Here is a 24,559-nt window from a genome sequence, read left to right on the forward strand (position 1 = left end):
CGACCGCCCGCTGCGAGAACCAGTCGAGGACGAGGTCGCGGGTCCAGTCGACGGCGCCGCCGGTCTCGATCTCGCCGGCCAGCTCCGACAGCCGCATCGCCGCGGTGTGCAGGAAGACGCGCCTGCGCTCGACCGCGCGCCCGGTCAGCCGCTCATAGGCGCGGATCGTCCTTGCCGTCAGGTCGGGGTCGATCAGGGAAACCGGCGCGAACTCGCGATGGACCGGGCCGATGCCGGAATCGGCGAAATCGAAGATGCCGTTCAAGACGCCCCGCTCCGCGTCGAAGGCCATGTTCCAGCCATGCGCGTCGAAGAAGCCGTAACGCTCGCCGAGCGGGTCGGCACGAAGCGCGCGATACGCATCGAGCGCGGCACGGGCCTGTATGCGGCATGCCGGCGGCAGCAGGTCCCACACCGGCTCCAGCGTTCCGTCGCGCGTGTCCCATACGCCGACGGGAAGCGCGCCCGCTGCCAGCATCTCGGCCGGGTCGAACGCGTGAAGCTGCGCGAAGAACAAGGCGAGGTCGTCGGCGAGCCGGTCCCGCGCAGCAACGCCGAGCCGCCGGTAGCTGTCCGGCAGCAGCGTCTCGCCCGGCAGCTTCGCATGCGCCGAAAACAGCGGCGGCCCCTCGTGCAGCGTCATGCGCGGCACCGGCAGCGCAAGGTGCGGCGCGACGGCGGCGAGCAGCCGCGCTTCGCGCCGCAGCGCGGCGCGGGCTTCCTCGCCTTCTGGGAACTTGAAGATCAGGCGGCCGTCCGCCTCGACCGCGAGGCTGTGCCAGCCCTTGCCGGCGACCGAGAACGCCGCGCCGGCAAGCTCGGGATGGGCCGAAACGACAGCCCGGCGCAGATGCGCCGGGACGTCCTGCGGAACCGATGGACCGATCAGTGATCCATCGCCTTGACGATTTCCTCGGTCATCTTCTTGGCGTCACCGAGCAGCATCATGGTGCCGTCCTTGTAGAACAGCGTGTTGTCGATGCCGGCATAGCCGGAGCCGAGCGAGCGCTTGACGAAGAGGCACGTGCGCGCCTTGTCGACGTCGAGGATCGGCATGCCGTAGATCGGCGAGGTCTTGTCGTCGCGCGCCGACGGGTTGGTCACGTCGTTGGCCCCGATGACATAGGCGACGTCGGCCTGCGCGAACTCGGAGTTGATGTCCTCGAGCTCGAACACCTCGTCGTAAGGCACGTTGGCCTCCGCCAGCAGCACGTTCATGTGGCCCGGCATGCGGCCGGCGACCGGATGGATGGCGTACTTGACCTCCACCCCGTTGGCCTTGAGCTTGTCGGCCATCTCGCGCAGCGCGTGCTGCGCCTGCGCCACCGCCATGCCGTAGCCCGGCACGATGATGACCTTCTGCGCGTTCATCATCAGGTAGGCGGCGTCGTCGGCCGAGCCCTGCTTGACCGTGCGCTCGATGCCGTCGTCGCTGGCCGCCGCCGTCTCGCCGCCGAAGCCGCCGAGGATGACGGAGATGAACGAACGGTTCATGCCCTTGCACATGATGTAGGACAGGATGGCGCCCGACGAGCCGACCAGCGCGCCGGTGATGATCAGCGCCAGATTCCCGAGCGTGAAGCCGATGCCGGCCGCCGCCCAGCCCGAATAGGAGTTGAGCATCGACACCACGACCGGCATGTCCGCGCCGCCGATCGGGATGATGATCAGCACGCCGAGCAGCAGCGACAGCGCGACGATCATCCAGAACACCGTGTTCGACTGGGTCGAGACCAGCATGAAGACGAGGACGACCAGCGCGATGGCGATCGCCGCGTTCACCACGTGGCGGCCCGGCAGCATGATCGGCTTGCCGGACATGCGCCCGTCGAGCTTCAGGAAGGCGATGATCGAGCCGGTGAAGGTGATCGCGCCGATGGCGACGCCGAGGCTCATCTCGACGATGGCCTGGGTGTGGATGTGGCCGACCGTGCCGACGCCGAAGCTTTCCGGCGCATACATGGCGGCGGCCGCAACCAGCACCGCGGCGAGGCCGACGAGCGAGTGGAAGGCGGCGACGAGCTGCGGCATCGAGGTCATGGCGATGCGCTTGGCGATCACGGCGCCGGCGCCGCCGCCGATGGCGATGCCGGCGACGATCAGCACCAGCCCGCCGAAGGAGGGCGCGGCGAGGATCAGCGTCGTGGCGACCGCGATGGCCATGCCGATCATGCCGTAGAAATTGCCCTGGCGGCTGGTCGTCGGGTGCGACAGGCCGCGCAGCGCCATGATGAACAGCACGCCGGAGACGAGATAAAGGAAGGAAGCGAGGTTTTCCGACATCATTTACTCTCCCCGGCGGAGGAAGGCGAACCGGCCTTGATGGAATTGTGGATCGCCAGCGCCTGCACCGCCATCGCGGCAAACAGAACCACGCCGCCGAGGATGAGCAGGGTCGCGCCCTGCCCGAGGCTCGCCGCGGCAACCCCGCGCGACAGGAAGAACAGCGCCAGCACCGGCAGCGCCAGATTGACGAGGAACAGATGCCCCTTCAGCGCATAGATCCTGTCGCGCCACCTGTACGCGCCAAGGGCGAACAGGATGATGCTGGCATAGAAGAGGAGCTGGAAGACGGGAACGAGATAGTCTCTCATCGCCTCACTTCTCTTTCTTCTTGTACATCGCCAGCATGCGCTGGGTGACGAGGAAGCCGCCGAAGATGTTGACCGAGGCCAGCACCAGCGCGACGAAGCCGAAGCCGGTGGCGAGGCCCGAGGCCGAGATGCCGACGGCCAGCAGCGCGCCGACGACAATGACCGACGAGATCGCGTTGGTGACGGACATCAGCGGCGTGTGCAGCGCCGGCGTCACTGACCACACGACGTAGTAGCCGACGAAGATCGCCAGCACGAAGATCGCGAAGCGGAAGACGAAGGGGTCGATGCCGGTCGCGGCGGTCGCGCCGGCGGCGATGGCTTCCGCCGCCTGCCCTGCCCGCTCGTCCTGAAACGCCATCCGCACCGCGGCGGCCGCCTGCTCAAGCTGGTTTATCGCCTGTTCCAGAGCGCCATTCTGTTCCATCATGCGCCTCCCTTGCCCGTGGTGGCCCTATCGGTGGTGGCCTTCGCCGCGCGCGGTTTCTTTGCTGCGGCCTTCGCCGCCGGCTTCTTCGGCGCGGCCGCCTTGGGCGCGGCGGCCCTCGGCGCGGTGGCCTTGGGTGCAGCGGTGGCCTTGGGTGCGGCGGCGGCCTTCGCCGTCGCGGGCGCGGCGTCGGCCTTCACGACCGCGAAATTCGGATGGACGATCCTGCCCTCGTGGGTCAGCAGCGTCGCCTTGACCAGCTCGTCCTCGGGGTTGACCTTGAGGGTCCTGGTCTCCTTGTCGACCAGCGTCTCGACGAAGGCGTAGAGGTTCTTGGCGTAGAGCAGCGAAGAGGAGGCCGACACCCGGCCCGGCACGTTGAGGTGGCCGACGATGCGCACGTCGTTGGCCGTGGTCACGACCTTGCCCGGCACCGCGCCCTCGACATTGCCGCCGCGCTCGACCGCGAGGTCGACGATCACCGAGCCCGGCTTCATCGACGCGACCATGGCGGCCGAAACGAGCTTGGGCGCCGGCCGGCCGGGGATCAGCGCCGTGGTGATGACGATGTCCTGCTTGGCGATGTGCTCGGCCGTCAGCGCTGCCTGCTTGGCCTGATATTCCTTCGACATCTCCTTGGCGTAGCCGCCCGCCGTCTCGGCCTGCTTGAACTCGTCGTCCTCGACGGCGATGAACTTCGCGCCGAGCGAGGCGACCTGCTCCTTGGCGGCGGGGCGCACGTCGGTCGCCGTCACCACCGCGCCGAGACGGCGCGCCGTGGCGATGGCCTGAAGGCCGGCGACGCCGACGCCCATGATGAAGATCTTCGCCGCCGGCACCGTGCCGGCCGCCGTCATCATCATCGGCAGCGCGCGGTCGTACTCGGCCGCGGCGTCGATCACCGCGCGGTAGCCGGCGAGGTTGGCCTGCGAGGACAGGACGTCCATCACCTGCGCGCGGGTGATGCGCGGCATGAACTCCATGGCGAAGGCGGATACGCCGGCCTTGGCCAGCGCCGCGACCGCGTCCTCGTTGCCGTAGGGGTCGATCGTTGCGATGACCAGCGCGCCCTTCCGGTAGCCGGAAAGCTCGGCCGCATTCGGCCGGCGCACCTTCAGCACCAGATCGGCCTTGGCGACGTCCGACGCCGCGCCGATCGTCGCGCCCGCGGCGGCGAAGTCGGCGTCGGGAATGCGCGAGGCCGCGCCCGCGCCCTTCTCGACGACCACGGAAAAGCCGAGGCCCGCCAGGCGCTTCACCGTGTCGGGCGAAGCCGCCACGCGCGTCTCGTTCGCGTCGATCTCTTTGGGAATGAAAACAGTCTGCGCCACCGGAAATCCTTTCAGGGGAACCCCCTCCGAACACCGACGGCCCGTCTTGCGGGCCGCCGGGAATAGTCCTCGCCTGATGTCAGACGGCGTCAGCGCAGGATGAAGGCGCCGACAGCGACAAGCAGGACGTAGAGGATCGTCGCGGAGATGAAGCCTGCCGAGGTGAAGAAGCCGAACGCCATGGCGATCAGCAGCGCCACGGTCGCAAGCGTCCCGTATTTCGTCAGCGCGAGGAAGACGGAATAGGTCTTCTCGTGCTCGGCGTAATCCATCTTGGCGCCCAGTTCGACGGGGCCGTCAGAGGCATGGTCTGCCATGGTCGAATTCCCTCCGCATAGCGTGATACCCGCTGATAGCGAAAACGGAACCGAAGGGCAATGGTGCGCTTGCAGCTCGATGCGGCCTTGGCCGAAGCCGACCGGACGGGCGCGGCATGCGTCATTTTCGACACGCCCGACGCGAAATCGCGCCGGCCTCCGAAACGTGATTGGGCGCGGCGGCCGGGCGGGACTATGTCGGGACGCGGCGCGGAACGATCCGGCGCGCAAGGGTGCCGGCTTCGCGCAGCATCCGGACACGGGCGGCCGTTCGCCCCGTTCCCTACGGTCACACGGCTTCACTCTCGCACAGGTTCACCGATGCGGACTCTGTTTCTCCATGCCGCCATGGCGGCGGCGCTTACGATCCTGCCCCCGATCCCGGGGGCGGCCGCGCAGGAGCGCCCGCTGATATGGGAGTTCACGCGCAACGCCCCCACCGCCTACACCGCCCGGCTGGGGAGCCGCCTGCCCATCGGCGCGGACGCCGGCATGGGCGCGGAGATCGGCGTGCGCGGGCCGGACCTGATGGCCTCGCGCCAGCCCGTCACATGGTGGGCGATGCTGAAGACGGAAGGGACGGAGCTGCGCGGGACGACGCGCACCACGCGCATCGACCTGCGCGCGTCGAAACTTTCCGGCAGGCGCACGCTGTCCGTGAACAACGTCCTTGCCGGCCGGCTGGGTGTGCTCGACACGCAGTTCGTCCATAACCTCGCGCTCGACCACAACCCGGCAGGGAGCGAACGGGTCGACATCCGCACGACGCGCAGCATCCGGCTTTCGTCCCTGCGCACCGGCGGCGTCCTCGTCGCGCGCGCCTCGCGCACAACGCAGACGCAATGGGTCACCAGCATCGGCGTCGAGCAGCCTTTCCGCGACGCCGTCCGCTTCTCGGCCACGGTCGAGCACCCCGGCCCCCGCGACTGGCGGGGCAGACTCGGCGCGAGCTACAGCCGCCGCTGGTAGAGGTCAGGCCAGCCAGCGCTTGCGGCGCTTGTAGTGCTTGACGTCGCGGAACGACTTGCGCCCCTCGCCGCCGACGCCGAGATAGAATTCCTTGACGTCCTCGTTCTCGCGCAGGGCCTTCGCCTCGCCGTCGAGCACGATGCGGCCCGATTCGAGGATGTAGCCGTATTTGGCGTAGCGCAGGGCGATGTTGGTGTTCTGCTCGGCGAGCAGGAAGGAGACGCCCTGCTCCTCGTTCAGCTTGCGCACGATCTCGAAGATCTCCTCGACCAGCTGCGGCGCGAGGCCCATCGACGGCTCGTCTAGCAGGATCATCTTCGGCCGGCTCATCAGCGCCCGGCCGATGGCGGTCATCTGCTGCTCGCCGCCTGAGGTGTAGCCGGCCATGGACGAGCGCCGCACCTTGAGGCGCGGAAAATACTGGTAGACCATGTCGAGGTCTTCGCGGATCGCCGCCTGGCCGTCGCGGCGCGTGAACGCCCCGGTGAGCAGGTTGTCCTCGACGGAAAGATGGCCGAAGCAGTGCCGGCCCTCCATGACCTGGATGCAGCCGCGCCGCACGAGGTCGTTGGGCGACAGCGCCTGCACCTCGTCGCCCTCGAAGACGATGCTTCCCTTCGTCACCTCGCCGCGCTCGGCGTGGAGAAGGTTCGAGATCGCCTTCAGCGTCGTGGTCTTGCCCGCCCCGTTGGCCCCGAGCAGCGCCGTGATGCCGCCGCGCGGCACCGAAAGTGACACGCCCTTCAGCACCAGGATGACGTGATCGTAGATCACCTCGATGTTGTTGACCGACAGGATGGTGTCGGCGGGATCGGAAGCGGGTGCTGGCGCGGTCATGACGGCTCCGGTGCGGCTTTCCCTTCTCCCCGCTTGCGGGGAGAAGGTGGCCCGAAGGGCCGGATGAGGGGCGGCGCCTTCGGTGAGGTTGGGAAATACATCGTCAAGGCCGGCGCTGCCCCTCACCTGCCTGCCGGCATCCTCTCCCCGCGAGCGGGGAGAGGAGAGCCTTCATTACGAGCCGCATTCCTCGTTGATCGGCCACGGCGCGTTCGACTCGGCGTATTTCTTCGCCTCGGTCTCCACCAGCGGCGCGATCATGTCGGCATCGGCCACGAGCAGGTCGGAGACGGGATTGAACTTCGCCCCGTCCCATTCGAGCATCCAGCCGCCGGCGCTGCCGGTGTGGTTGGAGCACGAGGTCGAGAACGGGCCGACCATGCCGGTGAAGCCGAGCTCCTCGAGCGCCGCCTCGTCGAGCTTCAGGTTCTCGAGCCCCCAGCGCAGCTGCTCGGCGTTGACGACCTTGGTGTCGAAATGCGCCTGCGCCGCCTTGGCCGCCTCGACCGCGAACATCGAGATGACGATGCCGCGCTGGTAGAAGACATAGTCGAACTCGTTCGGCGGCAGCAGCGACTTGCCGGCGTCGACGACGTGCTTCTTGACGTCCTGCATCACCTTGGATTCGGAGTTCGGCACGTTCCACGAGATCGAGCGGTAGCCCTTGCCCGCCTCGCCGACGGTCTTGAGGTCGGCGTCCGAGCCCGACCACCAGATGCCGACGAACTTCTCCATCGGGAAGCGCGTCTTGACGGCTTCCGTCAGCGCGCCGGCGTTCATCGCGCCCCAGCCCCACATCAGCACGAAGTCGGGGTTCTCGCGGCGGATCTGCAGCCACTGCGCCGACTGGTTCTGCATTTCCGTCACGCCGACCGGGATCGGCAGGAAGGTGAAGCCGTGCTTGGCCGCATAGGCTTCGAGCAGCGGGATCGGCTCCTTGCCGTAGGGCGCGTCGAGGTGCAGCAGCACGATCTTCTTGCCCTTCAGGCTGTCGAGATCGCCGCCCGAGACGTGGCCGAGGATCATCGACGCGCCTTCCCAGTAGGAAGCCGGCGGGTTGAACGCCCACTGGAACACCTTGCCGTCCTGCATCGGCGAGAAGCCGTAGCCGGGCGCGAGGATCGGGATCTTGTCGACATTGGTGCGCGGCAGAACCTGGAGCGTGATGCCGGTCGACCAGGGTTGGGTCACGATGCTCTGGCCCTTGGTCTGCTCGTAGCACTCGGCGCCCTTTTCGGTGTTGTAGCCGGTCTCGCACTCGTCATAGACGATCTCGACGCCGTTGATGCCGCCGTCGCGCTCGTTGAGCATGATCATGTAGTCGCGCTGGCCGTTCATGACCGGCGTGCCGGTCGCGGCGAACGGGCCGGTGCGGTAGGACAGGTTGGTGATGTGGATCGAGTCCTGCGCCAGCGCCGGCGCGGCGAGCATCGTGGCCGAGGCAAGGGCCGCCGACAGGACAGTCATTTTCCGAAGCATCTTCATTTCGTCTCCTCCACTCGTTCGTTTCTCCAAACCGGATCGGGCGAACTCACCCCGTTTTCCCGGCGGCCGGAACGCCACCTTTGGTAGATTGCGGCCCGAAGACCGCCTTGGTTGGACCGCGGCCGGAAGGCCGCCTGATCGCGTCAGTGCGGGAAAGGCCAGATGATGAGCTTTTCCCTGATGATCGCCCAGTAGCGGGCGAGGCCGTGCGGCTCGAGGATCAGGAACGTGATGATCAGCGCACCGATGATCATGATGTTCAGATGCTCGACCATGGACGGCGAGATCGGCAGGCCGAAGGCGCGCGGCACGGTCGACAGGATGACCGGCAGCGCCACGATCAGGATCGCGCCGAGATAGTTGCCGAGGATCGAGCCGAGCCCGCCGATGATGGCGATGAACAGCACCCGGAACGACAGCGGAATGTCGAACAGCACCGCCTCGGCCGCGCCGCGCCACAGGAACACGAACAGGGCGCCGGCGACGCCGACGATGTAGGACGACACGAAGAAGGCCGAGAGCTTGGCCTTCATCAGGTTGATGCCGACCAGCTCGGCGGCGATGTCCATGTCGCGCACCGATTTCCAGATGCGCCCGATCCGCCCGCGGGTGATGTTGATGGCGAAGAAGGTGATGACGCAGACCAGCGCGAGCACGAAATAGTACTGGACGATCGCCGTCGCGTTCGGCCCGGCGACGGTGATGCCGAACATGTCGATGTTCGGCACCTGGATCGCGCCCGAGGTGTTGTAGTTGTAGAGCCACGCCCATTTCTGGAACAGCCAGACGAGGAAGAACTGCGCCGCGAGCGTCGCGATGGCGAGATAGAACCCCTTGATGCGCAGCGAGGGCAGGCCGAAGGCGACGCCGATGGCGGCCGAGAAGAAGCCCGACAGCGCGATGGCGACGACGATGTTCATGCCGGGGAAGATCGTCACCAGCTTGTAGCAGGCGAAGGCGCCGACGCCCATGAACGCGCCCGTGCCGAGCGAAAGCTGCCCGGCATATCCGGTCAGGATGTTGAGGCCCAGCGCCGCCAGCGAATAGATCAGCACCGGGATCAAGAGGGCCCGGAAGGCGAATTCGTTGGCCGTCATCGGGAAGACGACGAAGGCGAGAAGGAGGATGAAGGCGAGCAGCCAGGCATCCTGCCGCACCGGGAACAGCGCGTAGTCGGCCTTGTAGCTGGTCTTGAATTGTCCGGCGACGCGATAGAGCATCGATATTACCTCACACGCGCTCGATGATCTTTTCGCCGAACAGGCCTTGCGGCCGGAACAGCAGGACGAGAAGCGCCAGCATGTAGGCGAACCAGACCTCGGTGTTGCCGCCGAGCAGCGGCTGGCCCCAGTAGATCTCGAACAGCTTTTCCAGAATGCCGATCATCAGCCCGCCGATGATCGCGCCCATCACCGATTCCAGCCCGCCGAGCATCAGCACCGGCAGCGCCTTGTAGGCGATGACCTCGAGCGCGAAGGAGACGCCGGCCCGCGCGCCCCAGACGATGCCGGTGACGAGGGCGATGACGCCGGCGATGAACCAGACCAGCACCCAGATGGTCGACAGCGAGATGCCGACCGACAGCGCCGCCTGGTGGTCGTCGCCGAGCGCGCGGATGGCGCGGCCCATCTTCGACTTGTTGAGGAAGAGGAGCAGGCCGACCACCAGCAGCACCGCGCCGGCCACGGCCGTGAGGTCCTTCTGCTCGATGGAGACGAATCCGCCGAACGGCTCGAAGATGAAGCTGCCGGTCGGGATGCCCAGCTCCTGCGTGATCATGCGCTTGTTCTCGCCGCCGAAGATCGTCTCGCCGAAGCCGATCAGGAACAGCGTGATGCCGATCGTGGCCATGAACAGGATGATGTCCGGCTGGTTGACCAGGGGCCTGAGCACGACGCGCTCGATGCCCACGGCGAGGAAGAACATGACGAGCAGCGTCAGCGGCACGGCCAGAAGCGCCGGCACGCCGCGCTCGTGCAGGCCGACCAGCGTCAGCGCCGCGAACACGACCATGATGCCCTGCGCGAAGTTGAAGATGCGCGACGACTTGTAGATCAGCACGAAGCCGAGCGCGATCAGCGCGTAGAGCACGCCCGAGACCATGCCCTCCCACAGCACCTGGATCAGGAAGTCGGGCGCCGCCGCCATGTCGGCGAAGGGCTTGACGAAGATAGAATTGAGAAAATCCATGCCCGGCCCCCTATGCGCGGTTCCGGCGGGCGCTCAGCCCGCCAGTTGCGGAAACAGGCCCACCAGCCCGACGATGATGAGATAGATCGCGACGATGTAGTTGAGCAGCCGCGGCATGATCAGGATGAGGATGCCGGCGATCAGCGAGATCAGCGGCGTAAACGGCAGGTCCATGGGATTTCCTTTCCATCAGTGCGCCACCCCGAGATAGGCGTCGATGACCGCCTGATTCGACTTCACCTCGTTGGGCGCGCCGTCGGCGATCTTCTTGCCGTAGTCGAGAACGACGACGCGGTCGGAAAGGTCCATGACCACGCCCATGTCGTGCTCGATCAGCGCGATGGTCGTGCCGCGCTGCTGGTTCACGTCGATGATGAAGCGGCTCATGTCCTCCTTCTCCTCGAGGTTCATGCCCGCCATCGGCTCGTCGAGCAGGAGAAGGGACGGCTCCATGGCGAGCGCCCGGCCGAGCTCGACCCGCTTCTGCAGCCCGTAGGGCAGCTTGCCGACCGGCGTGCGGCGGATGTGCTCGATCTCGAGGAAGTCGATGATCTCCTCGACCTTCTCGCGATGCGCGATCTCCTCGTTGAGCGCCGGCCCGTGCCACAGCATCTGCCAGCCGATGTTGCGGTGCATGTGCACCGAGCGGCCGGCCATGATGTTCTCCAGCGTCGTCATGCCCTTGAACAGGGCGACGTTCTGGAAGGTGCGGGCGATGCCCTGGCGCACGGCATGGTGCGGCTTCATCGCCCGGCGCTCGACGCCGCGGAAGGTGATGATGCCTTCCTGCGGCGTGTAGAAGCCGTTGATGACGTTGAGCATCGAGGTCTTGCCGGCGCCGTTGGGGCCGATGATGGCGCGGATCTCGCCCTTGCGCACGTCGAAGGAGATGTTGGTGATCGCCTTGACGCCGCCGAAGGCGAGCGAGACGTTGTCCACCTTGAGCAGCACGTCGCCCCGGGCGATGCCGTCGTCAAACCCGGCGAAGTGGCCACCGGCGTGATCTGCGGCGGGGTGTGCGTTCATTCTGCGGCCTCCGCATGCGGCCGCGCGGGCCGGCCGTGAACGGCCGCGTCGGCGATCTTCACCGTGGCGCTGATCCTGCCCTTGCGGCCGTCCTCGAACGTCACTTCCGTCTCGACGAACTTCTCGGCCGAGCCGTCGTAGAGCGCCTCGATCAGCTCGCCGTAGCGCTCGGCGATGAAGGAGCGGCGCACCTTCTGCGTGCGCGTCAGCTCGCCGTCGTCGGCGTCGAGCTCCTTGTGCAGGATCAGGAAGCGCGAGACCTGCCCGCCGGCCATCATCGGCTCCCTGGCCAGCCGCCGGTTGGTCTCGTCGACGTTCTTCGCGATCATCTCGTAGACCCTGGGGTGGCCGGCGAGCTCCTGATAGGAGGCGTAGGCGATGTTGTTGCGCTCGGCCCAGTTGCCGACCGCCGTCAGGTCGATGTTGATGAAGGCGGCGCAAAAGTCGCGCCCGTCGCCGAAGGCCACCGCCTCCTTGATGTTGGGGAAGAACTTCAGCATGTTCTCGATGTATTTCGGCGCGAACAGCGAGCCGTCCTTCAGCTTGCCGACGTCCTTGGCCCGGTCGATGATCTTGAGCTGCCCGTCCGCCTCGAAGAAGCCGGCGTCGCCCGTCCGGATGAAGCCGTCCTGCGTCAGCACTTCGGCCGTCTTGTCGTCTTCCTTGTAGTAGCCGGTGAACTGGCCGGGCGAGCGGAACAGCACCTCGCCATTGTCGGCGATGCGGATATCGACATTGGGCGCGGCCGGCCCGACCGTGTCGGCCCGCACCTCGCCGTCCTTCTGCGCCGTGACGTAGAGGAAGGCCTCGGTCTGGCCGTAGAGCTGCTTCAGGTTGATGCCGAGCGAGCGGAAGAACGAGAAAAGGTCGGCGCCTATCGCCTCGCCGGCCGTGTAGGCGACGCGGATGTTCGACATGCCGAGCACGTTCTTCAACGGGCCGTAGAGCAGGAAATCGCCGAGCGCGTAGACCAGCCGGCCGGAGAACGGCACCGGGCGCTTCTCTAGGATCGCCTCGCCATATTTGCGCGCCACCCCGGTGAAGTGGCGGAAGATCCACTGCTTGAGGCGGCCGGCGTCCTCCATGCGGATGGTGACGCTGGTCAGCAGCGATTCGAACACGCGCGGCGGCGCGAAATAGAAGGTCGGCGCGATCTCGCGCAGGTCCTGCGGCACGGTCTGCTGGCTCTCGGGGCAGTTCATGCAGAAGCCCGAGACATAGCCCTGCGCGAAGTTGAGGTAATGATCGCCGACCCAGGCCAGCGGCAGGTAGGCGAGCACGCTGTCCTTCTCGGTCAGGCGGTCGAAGGTGACCGTGTCGAGCGCGGCCTGGACCGAGGCGGCCGCCGTCAGCACCACGCCCTTGGAGCGCCCGGTGGTGCCGGAGGTGTAGAGCATGACCGAGACGTCGTCGCCGCTTCCCTGCCGGATGCCGTCCTCCCAGTCGCGGCCCACGGCGGGATCGGCGGCGAGCAGCGCCCGCCCAGTCGCCTGCACCTCGGCGAAATCGTGCAGGCCGTCCCGCGGATAGTCGCGCAGGCCGCGCGGCTCGTCGTAGATCACGTCGGTCAGCGCCGGGATCGTCTCGCGGAAGGTCAGCAGCTTGTCGACCTGCTCCTGGTCCTGGGCGACGGCGAAGCGCACCCCGGCATGGTCGAGCACATAGGCCATCTCCTCGGCCACCGCGTCGGCATAGACCGGCACCGGCACGCCGCCGAGCGACTGCACCGCCGCGAACGTCCAGTAGAGGCGCGGGCGGTTGGCGCCGACGATGGCGACCCGGTCGCCGTGCCCGAGGCCGAGCGCCTTGAGGCCGAGCGCGAAGGCGCGGATCTCGTCGCGCTGCTCGTCCCACGTCCAGCTCTGCCAGATGCCGTAGTCCTTGTGGCGCATGGCCGGCAGGCCGCGGAACCGCTCGGCGTTGAGCAGCAGGTACTTCGGAAATGTGTCGAGCGCGGCCGCGGACTGAGCCATGACCCGGTTCCTCCCTTCGGGCGGGTGCGTCCCGCCCTGCCCCATCCGGCCGGGACGTTCCTCCCACCCCGCCGGATTGTTCGCATTTCATAGGAAGTTTTCACGAAATGGCCCGGCAGGCAACACGGGGCTTGACAGACAGGGCGCCGTGTTGTCCTTTCAATGGGCGTTCTTGTGAACTGAACGCGCTCCCTGATTCATGGACACTGCATGCGAGGACGCCGGCGACGGGCTTGCGCATGCGGTGGCGCGCGCGGATCAGGCCTCGTAGAGCATCAGCCCCGGTATATCGAGCGCGACGATGCGGCCGTGCTCCACCTTCAGCAGCCCCTCGTCTTCCAGCTCCTGGAGGCTGCGGTTCACCACCTGCCGCGAGACGCCGGCCAGCAGGCCGAGCTCCTCCTGGCTGATTTCCACCGAATCGCCGGCATTGGGATAGAGGACGCGGTTGAAGAACCACGACAGGTTGCGCGCCACCCGCGCCTTGGGGCCGAGGATGCGGTCATATTCGATGGTGGCGATGAACTGGCCCATGCGCTCGTTCAGCGCCCGCACCAGATAGCGGTTGAAGCCGCGGCTGTTCTCGTAGAGCCACATGAAGGTCGAGCGCGTCATCATGGCGAGGCGCGTGTCGCGCAGCACGACGAGGTCGTAGCGCCGCGGCTCGTCCTTCAGCACCGAGCCCTCGCCGAACCAGCCGCCGTCGGTCGCCCCGGCGAAGGTCATCGCCTTGCCGTCGCGCGAGATCGCGCTGATCTTGACGAGGCCGGTGACGACGCCTGTCCAGTGATCGAGCCTGTCGCCGCGATGGCAGATATAGGCGCCCTTGGCGAACTGACGCTCGACCAGGCCGCGCCGGGCGCGCTCCAGCTCTTCCTCGGTCAGTTCGCCGGCCCAGATGGCCGAGCGGGCAATGTCTTCGCGTGCATTCATGGGCCTCTGACGCGCGGGCCGTTTGGCCATGCAGCCCGCATCCGCGAAGGCTTATGAACGTCTCGCGGCCGAAAGACAAGGCGGGGCGGCTTCGGCGCGGCCGCAGCTCCCAGCCGGGACCGGCTCGTCAGGCCGCGCGGTCCATGTAGCGGGCCGTGGGCAGGATGGTCAGCGGCGCGGGCTCGCCCTTGGCCGTGACGCCGAACATCAGCCTCTGCTCCATCGGCGTCGAGCGGAAGAACGGGAACCGCACGAACGAGCGCAGCCGGATCGCGCTCACGTCGGCCTGATAGAGGACGACCTGATAGTTGAGGCCCGGATAGTCGCGAAGGTCGCCGACCTGCTCCGACTCGTAGATGCGCCGGTAGAAACCGGCATGGTCGGGACGGATCGTCGACAGGCAGTAGGGCGCGCCGAAATGGAAGCAGGCCATGCCCGCCAACCGGAGCGTCAGATAGGGTATCTGGGGATAGAGCTTCGACCATTCCGGATCGGCGGCGAAACGGCTCGGATCGATGAAGCTCTGGCCGGCGGCAAGCCGCGGCATCAGAACGTCGGGATAGACCGTGGCGGACGGCGAGGCGGCGTGCGCCTGCGTGACGTGATGGATGCGCAGCGTGCTGACCAGCTCGCCGTCGATATAAACGCCGAAGCGGTAGCAGTTGGGCAGGTCGTCCAGCTCGTCATAAACGGTATGGTCCGGGTTTTCCGGCACCATGTCGGTGCGGCGATACGCCTTGTAGCGCAGGCGGTAGATGTTCTCGACATCCTCGCCGCTCTCGCAACGCCGGTACTCGGTGCGCTCCAGTATCGAGAAGATGTTCCTGACGAAGCTGGAAAGCTCCTTGCCCGCGGCGTCCTCGCCGGCAGCTCCGTGGGCATTTCCCCCGCCGCGCAAAGCGGTGACATTCGCATCCATGACCGGTCCCCGTAATCCGCCCAGAAAAGCCGCTGTTAACGTCCGATTAAGGATATTGTCGGACGGCGCACAATCAAAGGCGAAAATGCCGGTAATCCGGTTAACCTAACGTTAACCTTAACAAACGGTTAACAAAAGACCTTCACCCGCCGGGGCGGAACGGCATTCACTGCGGGAACGAAAGGATCAGGCGCGGGAGAGAAGCTTGGACGGGGCCGTGTCCGGAGTGAACGGCCAGGTGGCGTCGGACATCACGCGGATGCCCGAGGCGGTCAGCGCCGAGCCGAACAGGAAGCCCTGCACGAGATCGGGCTTGACCTCGACGGCGAGCGCCTTGAGCTGGTCGAACGTCTCGACCCCCTCGATGGTGACGGCGAGGCCGAGCGTGCGCGACAGGTCGACCACGCCCTTGAGGAGCGCCAGCGAGCGGGCGCTGTGGTTGATGTCGACGATGAACGAGCGGTCGATCTTGACCTTGTCGAGCGGCAGCGTGTGCAGGTAGCTCAGACTCGAATAACCGGTGCCGAAATCGTCGAGCGCGATGCGCACGCCCAGCGCCTTCAGCTCCTCGATGCAGCGGCGCATCTGGGTCGTGTCGTCGAGCAGCGCCGTCTCCGTCACCTCGATCTCGAGCCGCGCCGGATCGAGGCCCGACGCCGCCAGCGATTCCCTCACCCGGTCGATGATGTCGTCGTTGCGGAAATCCTTGGCAGAGAGGTTGACCGAGACGCAGACCGGCTCGGGCCATTTCGAGCATTCGGCGGTCGCGGCCTTGAGCATGAAGGCGCTGATCGCCGAGATGATGCCCATCTCCTCCGCCAGCGGGATGAAAACGGCCGGCGAGACCGGGCCGAGCTCGGGATGGTCCCAGCGGCACAGCGCCTCGCAGCTGGCGATGCGCATCGTCTGCATCGACACGATGGGCTGGTAGACGACGCGCAGGCCCTCGCTGTCGACGGCCTGGCGCAGATGCGCCTTCATCACCTGCCGGTCGCGGAAGGCCCTATCCATCGCGTCCTCGAACAGCTGCCAGCCGTTCTTGCCGCTTTCCTTGGCCTTGTAGAGCGCAAGGTCCGCGCGCACGATCATGGCGTCGACCGCGGCGTTTCCGGCCCGCGCCAGCACCGCGCCGGCGCTCGCCTGGATGCGCAGCGAATGGCCGGCGACGTCGACCTCGCCGTGCAGGCTGCGGAAGATGGAATCGACGGCGTTCGAGAAGGCGTCCTGGTCCTTCACGTCGTTGAAGAAGATCATGAACTCGTCGCCGCCGAACCGGCTGACCTTGACGTCGTCGCCGGCGAAGCGCGACAGCCGCTCGCCGACGGCGTAGATCAGCCCGTCGCCGACCGGATGGCCGAGCGTGTCGTTGACGCTCTTGAAGTCGTCGAGATCGAAGACCACCAGGCCGACATGCCGGCCCGGATCGCCGACCGAGACGTAGTCGGAAACCAGCTCGTGGAACCAGGCCCGGTTGGGCAGGCCGGTCAGGCTGTCGTAGCGCGCCATGGTGCGGATGCGCTCCTCGGCCTCGACGCGCGCCGTCACCTCGTCGAAGGTGATGACGCCCAGCTCCTCGCGGCCCTCGCGCGCCGAGAACTCGAAATAGCGGCCGTCCTCCAGCCGCAGCACCACCTTGCGCCCCCTGCCCTCGCGCAGCGCGCGGGCGAGCTGGGTCTCGGTATAGCGCGAATCCTTGAGGCTGAGCACGCCGCCGGCGACGCCGCGCATCAGGAGGCCGCGCAGCGAGCGCCCGAGCAGCCTGTCGGGATGGCGCACCCGCATCAAAGCGGCGGCCTCCGCGTTGGCGACCACCACCCTGCCCTCGGGGCTGAGCATGACGAGGCCCGAGGTCATGGTGTTCAGCGCGCGGTCTAACCGGTGGGCCAGCCGCTTGGCCGTCTTCTCGGCGCTCAGCGCCGCGAACAGCACGTCCCGGACATTGGCGGCGAAACGCCGGATCGCGAAGAAGAACGGAATCGACAGGCAGCCGAGCAGGACGTGGTAGACATCCCCGCGCAGGATGAACCCCATCGAGATCGGCCACGTCATGGTCACGATGAACAGCATGACCATGCGCGGCGAGCCGTAGTTGCGCCCGGCGATGGAGGTGGCGGACGCCAGCGTCACGCAGACCGAGGCGATCTCGCCGAAATAGTCGGGCGACCAGTAGATGGCGAGAAAGCAGAACACCCCGAGGAAGAGGCCGTGGGCCGCGCCGTAGACGATATAGACGCGCTCGCGCTCCTGCGCTTCGGCAAAGGTGGATGGCGGCGGCTTGCTCGCATAGTGGCGCACGCTTCTCAGGCGCAGCACCGCCAGCACGCCCATCACGACCGCCAGCCAGAGATAGATCGGGTCCGAGGTATTGAGGTAGACGAGGACGATCAGGAGAATCTGCGCGGCGAAGCCGACAGCAAGGGTCACGCTGTCGCGAAACAGCGTCTGGACGAACGGTATATATATGTCGAGCGGAAGCTCGTTTCTGGCTCTTTTTGGCATACCGAAGCACCGCCCCCGGAACCCGGACAATGCCAAGATCGCATTAAGAAATGCTTATTAAGCCGAGAACGGCGCTATTCGGCCGCCTTCAGCACCGGAGCCGGCGGCGCGGCGAGCCGCTTCACCTGCCTTTCGCGCTCCGCGCGGGCTTTTCTGACGCTCTCCTCCTTGACGTGGCCATAGCCCCGGATCAGCGCCGGCGCGGAGGCGAGGGCCGCGGCGGCCGCGATCCTGTCGGGCGCGAGCGCGGCGCGGATCACATCGAGATCGGCCTCGTATTCGGCGAGCAGCCGGCGCTCCATGCGCCGCTCGGCGGTGTAGCCGAAGACGTCGAGGATACTGCCGCGCAGGCCCTTCATCGCGGCAAGCGCCGCGAAACCCTTCATCATCCACGGCCCGAAGCGCGACTTCACCGCCTTGCCGTCCGGCCCCTTGCGGCCGAGGATCGGCGGCGCGAGGTGGAACTCGAGCTTGTCCCAGCTCTCGAACTGGCCGGAGAGCTGGCGCGCGAACGAGCCGTCGCTGTAGAGCCGCGCCACCTCGTACTCGTCCTTGATCGCCATCAACCGGAAGAGGTTGCGTGCCACGGCCTCCGCGACCGCGGTCGAGCCCGGGACGGCCGCCTCCTCGGCGGCGCGGATCGAGGCGACCGCCGAACGGTAGCGCGCGGCATAGGCCGCGTTCTGGTAGCCGGTCAGGAACCGCGCGCGGCGCTCGATCACCTCGTCGAGCGTCTGGGCGATCTCGCGTCCGGCCATGGGGTCGCGGGCGGCGTCGACGAGGCCTTGGACGAAACCCGGCTCGTGCGCGGCGCGCCGGCCCCAGCGGAAGGCGTCGATGTTCATCTTCACCGCCTGCCCGTTGAGCGCGATGGCCTGCTCCACCGCCTGCGTCGACACCGGCAGCGCGCCCTTCTGGCAGGCGATGCCGAGCATGAACATGTTGGCGCCGAGCGAATTGCCGAACAACACGGTGGCGGCGCGGGTGGCATCGAAGAAATGCGCGTGGCTCTCGCCCGCCGCCTCCCGGATCGCCTTCTTCAGCCGCTCGACCGGCAGCGAGAAGTCGGCCGAGCGCGCGAAATCGCCCGGCATCACCTCGGCGGTGTTGACGACGAAGGCGGTCTCGCCCTCGCGCACCGCGGCCAGCACCTTGCGCGAACCGGACACGACGAGGTCGCAGCCGAGGATCAGATCGGCCTTGCCGGCCGAGACGCGGATCGAATGGATGTCCTGCGGCGTCGCCGCGACGTGCAGATGCGAGAACACCGCCCCGCCCTTCTGGGCAAGGCCGGCCATGTCGATCATGCCGCAGCCCTTGCCCTCGAGGTGGGCCGCCATGCCGAGCACCGCGCCGATGGTGACGACGCCGGTGCCGCCGATGCCGTCGACGATGCCCGACCAGCCGTCGCCGCCGAGCGCGAAGGGAACCGGCTCGGGCACGCCGTGCAGCGGGTCGGCCGAACCTGAAATGCCCTGCGCCTTCCTGATCCTGGCGCCATGCACGGTGACGAAGGACGGGCAGAAGCCCTCGACGCAGGAAAAGTCCTTGTTGCAGGAGGACTGGTCGATGCGCCGCTTGCGGCCGAACTCGGTCTCGACCGGCTGCACCGAGACGCAATTGGAGGCGATGCCGCAATCGCCGCAGCCCTCGCAGACCAGCTCGTTGATGAAGACGCGCCGGTCGGGATCGGGGAAGGTGCCGCGCTTGCGCCGCCGCCGCTTCTCGGCCGCGCAGGTCTGGTCGTAGAGAAGGACCGAGACGCCCTCGACCTCGCGCAGCTCGCGCTGCACGGCGTCGAGCTCGCGCCGGTGGTGGATGGTCACGCCCGCCGGGAACGACACCCGCCCGGCATATTTCTCCGGCTCGTCGGTGACGACGGCGATGCGCTCGACGCCCTCGGCGCGCACCTGCGCGGCGATCATGTCGACGGTCAGCCCGCCCTCGTGCGGCTGGCCGCCGGTCATGGCGACCGCGTCATTGTAGAGGATCTTGTAGGTGACGTTGACGTTCGCCGCGAGCGCGAAGCGCAGCGCCAGCGAGCCGGAATGGTTGTAGGTGCCGTCGCCGAGGTTCTGGAACATGTGGCCGCGGCTGGTGAAGGGCGCCTGCCCCACCCATTGCGCGCCCTCGCCGCCCATGGCGGTGAAGCCGACCGTCGAGCGCCCCATCCACAGGGCCATGAAGTGGCAGCCGATGCCCGCCCCGGCGATCGAGCCTTCCGGCACCTTGGTCGACGAGTTGTGCGGGCAGCCCGAGCAGAAATAGGGCACGCGCACCGCCACGTCCCTGGTGTCGGCCAGCATCGCCTGGAACTGCTTCAGCCGCGACACGCGCGCAGTGATCTCCTCCGAGGGGCCGATGGTCTTGAGGATGCGCTCGCCCAGCGCGATGGCGATGTCGTTGGGGTCGAGAGCGCCGGCGGCCTGGAAGAGGCTTTCCCCGCGCTCGTTCTTCTTGCCGAGGATCAGCGGCCGGTCGGGACGGTCGTAGAGCGCCTCGCGAAGCTGGGTCTCGATCAGCGAGCGCTTCTCCTCGACGACGACGATCGTCTCGAGGCCGCGCGCGAACTCGGCGACGTGCTCGTAGTCGAGCGGCCACGGGCATGCGATCTTGAACAGGCGGATGCCGAGCCGGTTCGCCTCTTCCTCACCGATGCCGATGTCGTCGAGCGCCTGGCGCACGTCGAGATAGCTCTTGCCGATGGTGGCGATGCCGAGCCTGGCGTTCGCGCCGCCGGAATAGACGATGCGGTTCAGCCCGTTCGCCCGGATGAAGGCGGCGGCGGCGGCCCGCTTGAAGTCGTGCAGGCGCTGCTCCTGCGCGAACTGGTCGAGCTCGTGGCGGATATTCAGCCCGCCGCGCGGCATCTCGAACTCGGGCAGGACGATGTTCAGCCGGTCGAGCGACACGTCGACCGACGCGGTCGATTCGATGTTGTCCTTGACGCATTTGACCGCGACCCAGGTGCCGGAGAACCGCGACAGCGCATAGCCGTAGAGCCCGTAGTCGATCAGCTCCTGTACGCCGGCCGGGTTGAAGATCGGCATCATCGCGTCGACGAAGGCGAACTCGGTTGCATGGGCGTTGGTCGACGATTCGGCGGTGTGGTCGTCGCCCATCAGCGCCAGCACGCCGCCATGCTTCGACGAGCCGGCGAGGTTGGCGTGGCGGAAGACGTCGCCGGTGCGGTCGACGCCCGGCCCCTTGCCGTACCAGAGCGCGAACACGCCGTCGTGCTTGCCGTCGCCCATCATCTCGGCCTGCTGCGTGCCCCAGCAGGCGGTCGCGGCGAGCTCCTCGTTGAGCCCCGGCTGGAAGACGACGTCGCCCGCCTCCAGCGCCTTCTTCGCCAGCCACAATTGCTGGTCCAGCCCGCCGAGCGGCGAGCCGCGATAGCCGGTGACGAATCCCGCCGTGTTGAGGCCGGCCCGACGGTCGAGCTCCCGCTGCATCATCAGCATGCGCACGACCGCCTGCGCGCCGGATATGAAGATCCGCTCTTTCGCCAGATCGAACTTGTCCGAAAGCGAAACCTCGTGAAGCGTCATTCCAGCATTCCTCCGGGGTGGCCGCTTCGCGAAGCGGCGTGCCTGCCCCCAGTGTTCCCGCCTCTGCGGTGCACGTCAAACGAAATCCTGACGAAATCCCGCCCAACCCGCGCAAGTCGAGAAAACGACGCTGTCTTGCTTTTCAAGCGTGGTCCAAGCTGCTATTGCGCCAGATCGCAAATGCCGCGCAGCAACAAGCGACATTGCAGGAGGGGAGGCCGGAACGGGGGAGGAACAGGCTTCATGGCCATGCTTTCCGTTCACTTGGCGTCTTCATCGAAAATCGAGGTTCGGAGACGGAACCCATGAATGCTCTCGCCTTTGTCGTACGCGCGATAGGTGCGTTGAATCGCCTTATCGGCAATACTTTCGCCTGGCTCTCGCTGGTCATGGTGCTGGTCTGCTTCACCGTCGTGGTGCAGCGCTATTTCTTCGGTTTCACCATCCTGTGGATGCAGGATCTCTATGTCTGGCTGAACGGGGCGATGTTCACCGCCGTCGCCGGCTTCGCGCTGCTGCGCGACGACCATGTGCGCGTCGACATCTTCTACCGTCCGGCGACGATCCGCACCAAGGCGATCGTCGACCTCATCGGCGTCTTCATCTTCCTGCTGCCGTTCTGCTGGGTGGTCTACGCCTATAGCTGGAACTACATCGCCCGCTCGTGGCGGCTGCACGAGGCCTCGGGCAATGTCGGCGGCATGCCCGGCCTGTACATACTCAAGAGCTTCATCCTCGTCTTCGTCGCCGTCATCGCCCTTCAGGGCATCGCCATGGCGCTGCGCTCGATCCTCGTTCTGCGCGGCCGGGAAGACCTGCTTCCCGAAAAGCTGCGCTACCCGGTACATCAGGAGTAATCGCATATGGATCCGGTTCTTATCGGCGAGATCCTCGCCGGCCTGATGTTCTTCGGCATCATCGGCTTCCTCATGCTCGGCTTTCCGGTCGCGTTCTCGCTGGCCGGCGTCTCGCTCATGTTCGGCGTCGTCGGCATGGCGTTTGGCGTCTTCGACCCGTCGAACTTCGGCTCGCTGGCCAACCGCTATATCGGCTTCATGACCAACGAGGTGCTGGTGGCGGTGCCGCTGTTCATCTTCATGGGCGTGCTGCTGGAGCGCTCGCGCATCGCCGAGCAACTGCTGATCACCATGGGCAAGCTGTTCGGCAACATGCCGGGCGGCCTTGGCATCTCCGTCATTCTCGTCGGCGCGCTGCTTGCGGCCTCCACCGGCGTCGTCGGCGCCACCGTCGTCACGATGGGCCTGATCTCGCTGCCGGCGATGCTGCGCTCGGGCTACGACCCCAAGCTCGCCTGCGGCGTCATCTGCGCCTCCGGCACGCTCGGCCAGATCGTGCCGCCCTCGACCGTGCTGATCTTCATGGGTGACATGCTGACCGGCATCAACGCCCAGGTCCAGATGGCCAAGGGCAATTTCGCGCCGACCCCCGTCTCGGTCGGCGACCTGTTCGCCGGCGCGCTGCTTCCCTCCCTGCTGCTCGTCACGCTCTATCTCTGCTGGGTGATCCTGAAGGCGATCTTCGACCCCAAATCCTGCCCGCCGACGGCGGTGCCGGACGAGGACAGGAAAGGCCTCATCAAGGAGGTCATCGTCGCGCTGATCCCGCCGCTGGCGCTGATCGTCGCCGTTCTCGGCTCGATCCTCGGCGGCATCGCCACCCCGACGGAAGCCTCGTCCGTCGGCGCGGTCGGCGCGATGATCCTGGCGGCCATGCGCGGCCGGCTGAATCTCGGCGTGCTGCGCGAGGCGACGATCTCCACCGCGTCGATCACCTCGATGGTGTTCATCATCCTGTTCGGCGCGTCGGTGTTCTCGATCGTCTTCCGCCTGATGGGCGGCGACAACCTCGTCCACGAATTCCTCGCCGGACTGCCGGGCGGCATCGCCGGCGCGATCTTCGTCGTCATGCTGATCATGTTCCTGCTGGGCTTCATCCTCGACACGTTCGAGATCATCTTCATCGTGCTGCCGATCACCGCGCCCGTCCTTCTCAACATGGGGGTCGATCCGGTCCTTCTCGGCGTGATGATCGGCGTGAACCTGCAGACCTCGTTCATGACGCCGCCCTTCGGCTTTTCGCTGTTCTATCTGCGCGGCGTCGCGCCCAACAGCGTCTCGACCGGCATGATCTACAAGGGCATCATCCCCTTCGTCGCGATCCAGGTGATAACGGTCGCGCTGCTCTTCATGTTTCCGGCGCTCGCCACCTGGCTGCCGAAGGCGATCTACAGCTAGGGAAGGACAAGGCCGGCGCGCGCGGCGCGCCGGTTTCCATCCTTGCAAAGGAAAGGCCCGGATGTCTCCATCCGGGCCTTTTTCATGTCGCGGTCGCGGCTGCGATCAGAGGTGGAAGTACTTCTCGCGGGCCAGGATGAACGGCGAATCGGTGCCTTCGGTCTTCTGGCGCACGATGTTGAGCGCGGAGACGAAGCTCTCGGCGGTCTTCTTGGTCAGCGCGTCGCTCGAATCGAGCAGCTCGGTGAGGATTTCCTTGGCGGCATTGGCGCCCGCCTCGAGGATTTCCTCGGGGAACTGACGCACCTGCACCCCGTGGTCGTTGACCAGCGTCTGCAGCGCGCGCGGATCGTTGGCCGCGAAGTCGGCGGCAACCGAGTCGTACTCGGCCTGGCAGACGTCGCGGATGATCGCCTGAAGATCGGCCGGCAGCGCCTGGTACTTGGCCTTGTCGACGACCAGCTCGGTGGCGAGGCCCGGCTCGATGAAGCTGGGGAAGTAGTAGTTCTTGCAGATCTGGTAGAAGCCGAGCGCCAGATCGTTATAGGGACCGACGAACTCGGCCGCGTCCAGCGTGCCCGACTGGAGCGCCTGGAAAATCTCGCCGGCCGCGAGGTTGGTCACGGACACGCCGAGCTTCTGCCACACCTGGCCGCCGAGGCCCGGGGTGCGGAAGCGCAGGCCCTGAACGTCGGCAACGCCGGTCAGCTCGTTCTTGAACCAGCCGCCCGCCTGCGTGCCGGTGTCGCCCGACAGGAAGCCCTGCACGCCGAACTGGTCGTAGATCTCGTCCCAGATCTCCTGGCCGCCGAGATAGCGGACCCAGCCGGTCAGCTCGCGCGAGGTCATGCCGTAGGGAACGCCGGTGAAGAAGCTGAGGCCCGCGCTCTTGTTCTGCCAGTAATAGGCGGCGCCGTGGCTCATCTCGGCATTGCCGTCGATGACGGCATCGAGCGACTGCAGCGGCGGCACCAGCTCGCCGGCCGAATAGACCTGGATGGTCAGGCGCCCGCCGGACGCGGCGGTGATTCGGTCAGCAAGGCGCTGCGCGCCGACGCCGAGGCCGGGGAAATTCTTCGGCCAGGTCGTGACCATGCGCCAGGTCTGGTTGCCCTGCGCGATGGCCGGAGCTGCAAGCGACGACGCGGCCACCGCGCCGGCGCCGGCAAGGCCGGCTTTCTTGATGAATGAACGACGATCCATGATCTCCTCCAGGTTATAGACGCCTCTTTGCGGATGAAGCACGCGAGGCG

Annotated in this window: 22 protein-coding genes; 4 read left to right on the forward strand and 18 right to left on the reverse strand. The window is 66.8% G+C overall.

Going from position 1 to position 24,559, the window contains the following annotated elements:
* Positions 1-748 (reverse strand): phosphotransferase family protein (locus M9945_RS19575; RefSeq protein ID WP_367946023.1); only part of this gene is annotated, 748 nt, incomplete at its 3' end.
* On the opposite strand from M9945_RS19575, the gene M9945_RS19580 reads away from it, so the two are divergent.
* Positions 632-892: a hypothetical protein gene (locus tag M9945_RS19580; RefSeq protein ID WP_367945888.1), complete on the forward strand. Its 261-nt coding sequence runs from the start codon at positions 632-634 to the stop codon at positions 890-892. The two genes, M9945_RS19575 and M9945_RS19580, sit on opposite strands and share 117 nt — an antisense overlap.
* On the opposite strand, the gene M9945_RS19585 is transcribed toward M9945_RS19580, so the two are convergent.
* From M9945_RS19585 to M9945_RS19605, 5 genes are all read right to left on the reverse strand, one after another.
* A complete protein-coding gene (locus tag M9945_RS19585) occupies positions 886-2,283 on the reverse strand; it encodes an NAD(P)(+) transhydrogenase (Re/Si-specific) subunit beta (RefSeq protein ID WP_367946024.1) in 1,398 nt (465 codons plus the stop codon). The genes M9945_RS19580 and M9945_RS19585 overlap by 7 nt on opposite strands.
* Positions 2,283-2,594 (reverse strand): hypothetical protein, encoded by a 312-nt coding sequence (locus M9945_RS19590; protein WP_367945889.1) that lies wholly within the window; start codon positions 2,592-2,594, stop codon positions 2,283-2,285. The genes M9945_RS19585 and M9945_RS19590 overlap by 1 nt, the downstream gene beginning before the upstream one ends.
* Positions 2,595-2,598: 4 nt before the next feature.
* Entirely contained in the window at positions 2,599-3,021 is a 423-nt protein-coding gene (locus M9945_RS19595; RefSeq protein WP_367931816.1) for an NAD(P) transhydrogenase subunit alpha, read from the reverse strand.
* Positions 3,021-4,352 carry a Re/Si-specific NAD(P)(+) transhydrogenase subunit alpha gene (locus tag M9945_RS19600; protein ID WP_367945890.1) on the reverse strand — a complete coding sequence of 444 codons (1,332 nt, stop codon included), beginning with the start codon at positions 4,350-4,352 and terminating at the stop codon, positions 3,021-3,023. Before M9945_RS19600 ends, M9945_RS19595 begins: the two co-directional genes overlap by 1 nt.
* A gap of 89 nt (positions 4,353-4,441) precedes the next feature.
* Complete coding sequence (locus tag M9945_RS19605; protein WP_367931810.1) at positions 4,442-4,669, reverse strand: aa3-type cytochrome c oxidase subunit IV; 228 nt, start codon at positions 4,667-4,669, stop codon at positions 4,442-4,444.
* Between the two features lie 321 nt (positions 4,670-4,990).
* Here M9945_RS19605 and M9945_RS19610 point away from each other — a divergent pair, with 321 nt between their 5' ends.
* Positions 4,991-5,638 carry a hypothetical protein gene (locus M9945_RS19610; protein ID WP_367945891.1) on the forward strand — a complete coding sequence of 216 codons (648 nt, stop codon included), beginning with the start codon at positions 4,991-4,993 and terminating at the stop codon, positions 5,636-5,638.
* A gap of 3 nt (positions 5,639-5,641) precedes the next feature.
* Here M9945_RS19610 and M9945_RS19615 read toward each other — a convergent pair whose 3' ends face one another.
* The 11 genes from M9945_RS19615 to M9945_RS19665 all read right to left on the reverse strand — a co-directional run bounded on the left by M9945_RS19615 (position 5,642) and on the right by M9945_RS19665 (position 21,051).
* Positions 5,642-6,475: an ABC transporter ATP-binding protein gene (locus M9945_RS19615; protein WP_367931808.1), complete on the reverse strand. Its 834-nt coding sequence runs from the start codon at positions 6,473-6,475 to the stop codon at positions 5,642-5,644.
* 174 nt (positions 6,476-6,649) lie between these two features.
* Positions 6,650-7,960, reverse strand: a complete 1,311-nt coding sequence (locus M9945_RS19620) for an ABC transporter substrate-binding protein (RefSeq protein ID WP_367945892.1) — start codon at positions 7,958-7,960, stop codon at positions 6,650-6,652.
* Between the two features lie 143 nt (positions 7,961-8,103).
* A complete protein-coding gene (locus M9945_RS19625; RefSeq protein ID WP_367945893.1) occupies positions 8,104-9,180 on the reverse strand; it encodes a branched-chain amino acid ABC transporter permease in 1,077 nt (358 codons plus the stop codon).
* Between the two features lie 10 nt (positions 9,181-9,190).
* Positions 9,191-10,150, reverse strand: a complete 960-nt coding sequence (locus M9945_RS19630) for a branched-chain amino acid ABC transporter permease (protein ID WP_367928988.1) — start codon at positions 10,148-10,150, stop codon at positions 9,191-9,193.
* 33 nt (positions 10,151-10,183) lie between these two features.
* Positions 10,184-10,324 (reverse strand): DUF3096 domain-containing protein, encoded by a 141-nt coding sequence (locus tag M9945_RS19635; protein WP_367928989.1) that lies wholly within the window; start codon positions 10,322-10,324, stop codon positions 10,184-10,186.
* 15 nt (positions 10,325-10,339) lie between these two features.
* The gene (locus M9945_RS19640) at positions 10,340-11,176 is read right to left on the reverse strand and encodes an ABC transporter ATP-binding protein (protein ID WP_367945894.1); all 837 of its coding nucleotides are present in this window, start codon (positions 11,174-11,176) and stop codon (positions 10,340-10,342) included.
* On the reverse strand, positions 11,173-13,149 hold the full coding sequence (locus tag M9945_RS19645) for an AMP-binding protein (protein WP_367945895.1): 1,977 nt from the start codon (positions 13,147-13,149) through the stop codon (positions 11,173-11,175). The genes M9945_RS19640 and M9945_RS19645 overlap by 4 nt, the downstream gene beginning before the upstream one ends.
* A 258-nt stretch (positions 13,150-13,407) precedes the next feature.
* The gene (locus M9945_RS19650) at positions 13,408-14,082 is read right to left on the reverse strand and encodes a Crp/Fnr family transcriptional regulator (protein WP_367945896.1); all 675 of its coding nucleotides are present in this window, start codon (positions 14,080-14,082) and stop codon (positions 13,408-13,410) included.
* Between the two features lie 127 nt (positions 14,083-14,209).
* Positions 14,210-15,001 (reverse strand): hypothetical protein, encoded by a 792-nt coding sequence (locus tag M9945_RS19655; protein ID WP_367928993.1) that lies wholly within the window; start codon positions 14,999-15,001, stop codon positions 14,210-14,212.
* Between the two features lie 186 nt (positions 15,002-15,187).
* Positions 15,188-17,500, reverse strand: coding sequence for a putative bifunctional diguanylate cyclase/phosphodiesterase (locus M9945_RS19660; protein ID WP_367945897.1), 2,313 nt, complete (start codon positions 17,498-17,500; stop codon positions 15,188-15,190).
* Positions 17,501-17,574: 74 nt separating this feature from the next.
* Entirely contained in the window at positions 17,575-21,051 is a 3,477-nt protein-coding gene (locus M9945_RS19665) for an indolepyruvate ferredoxin oxidoreductase family protein (protein ID WP_367945898.1), read from the reverse strand.
* Positions 21,052-21,395: 344 nt separating this feature from the next.
* Here M9945_RS19665 and M9945_RS19670 point away from each other — a divergent pair, with 344 nt between their 5' ends.
* Together M9945_RS19670 and M9945_RS19675 are read left to right on the forward strand one after the other, a co-directional pair.
* Positions 21,396-21,908 carry a TRAP transporter small permease subunit gene (locus M9945_RS19670; RefSeq protein WP_367945899.1) on the forward strand — a complete coding sequence of 171 codons (513 nt, stop codon included), beginning with the start codon at positions 21,396-21,398 and terminating at the stop codon, positions 21,906-21,908.
* A gap of 6 nt (positions 21,909-21,914) precedes the next feature.
* On the forward strand, positions 21,915-23,306 hold the full coding sequence (locus M9945_RS19675) for a TRAP transporter large permease subunit (RefSeq protein WP_367945900.1): 1,392 nt from the start codon (positions 21,915-21,917) through the stop codon (positions 23,304-23,306).
* Between the two features lie 105 nt (positions 23,307-23,411).
* Here M9945_RS19675 and M9945_RS19680 read toward each other — a convergent pair whose 3' ends face one another.
* On the reverse strand, positions 23,412-24,509 hold the full coding sequence (locus tag M9945_RS19680; protein WP_367928998.1) for a TRAP transporter substrate-binding protein: 1,098 nt from the start codon (positions 24,507-24,509) through the stop codon (positions 23,412-23,414).
* Positions 24,510-24,559: the final 50 nt, after the last annotated feature.

The sequence above is a fragment of the Aquamicrobium sp. genome (genome assembly GCF_023954335.1).
GTDB lineage: Bacteria > Pseudomonadota > Alphaproteobacteria > Rhizobiales > Rhizobiaceae > Aerobium.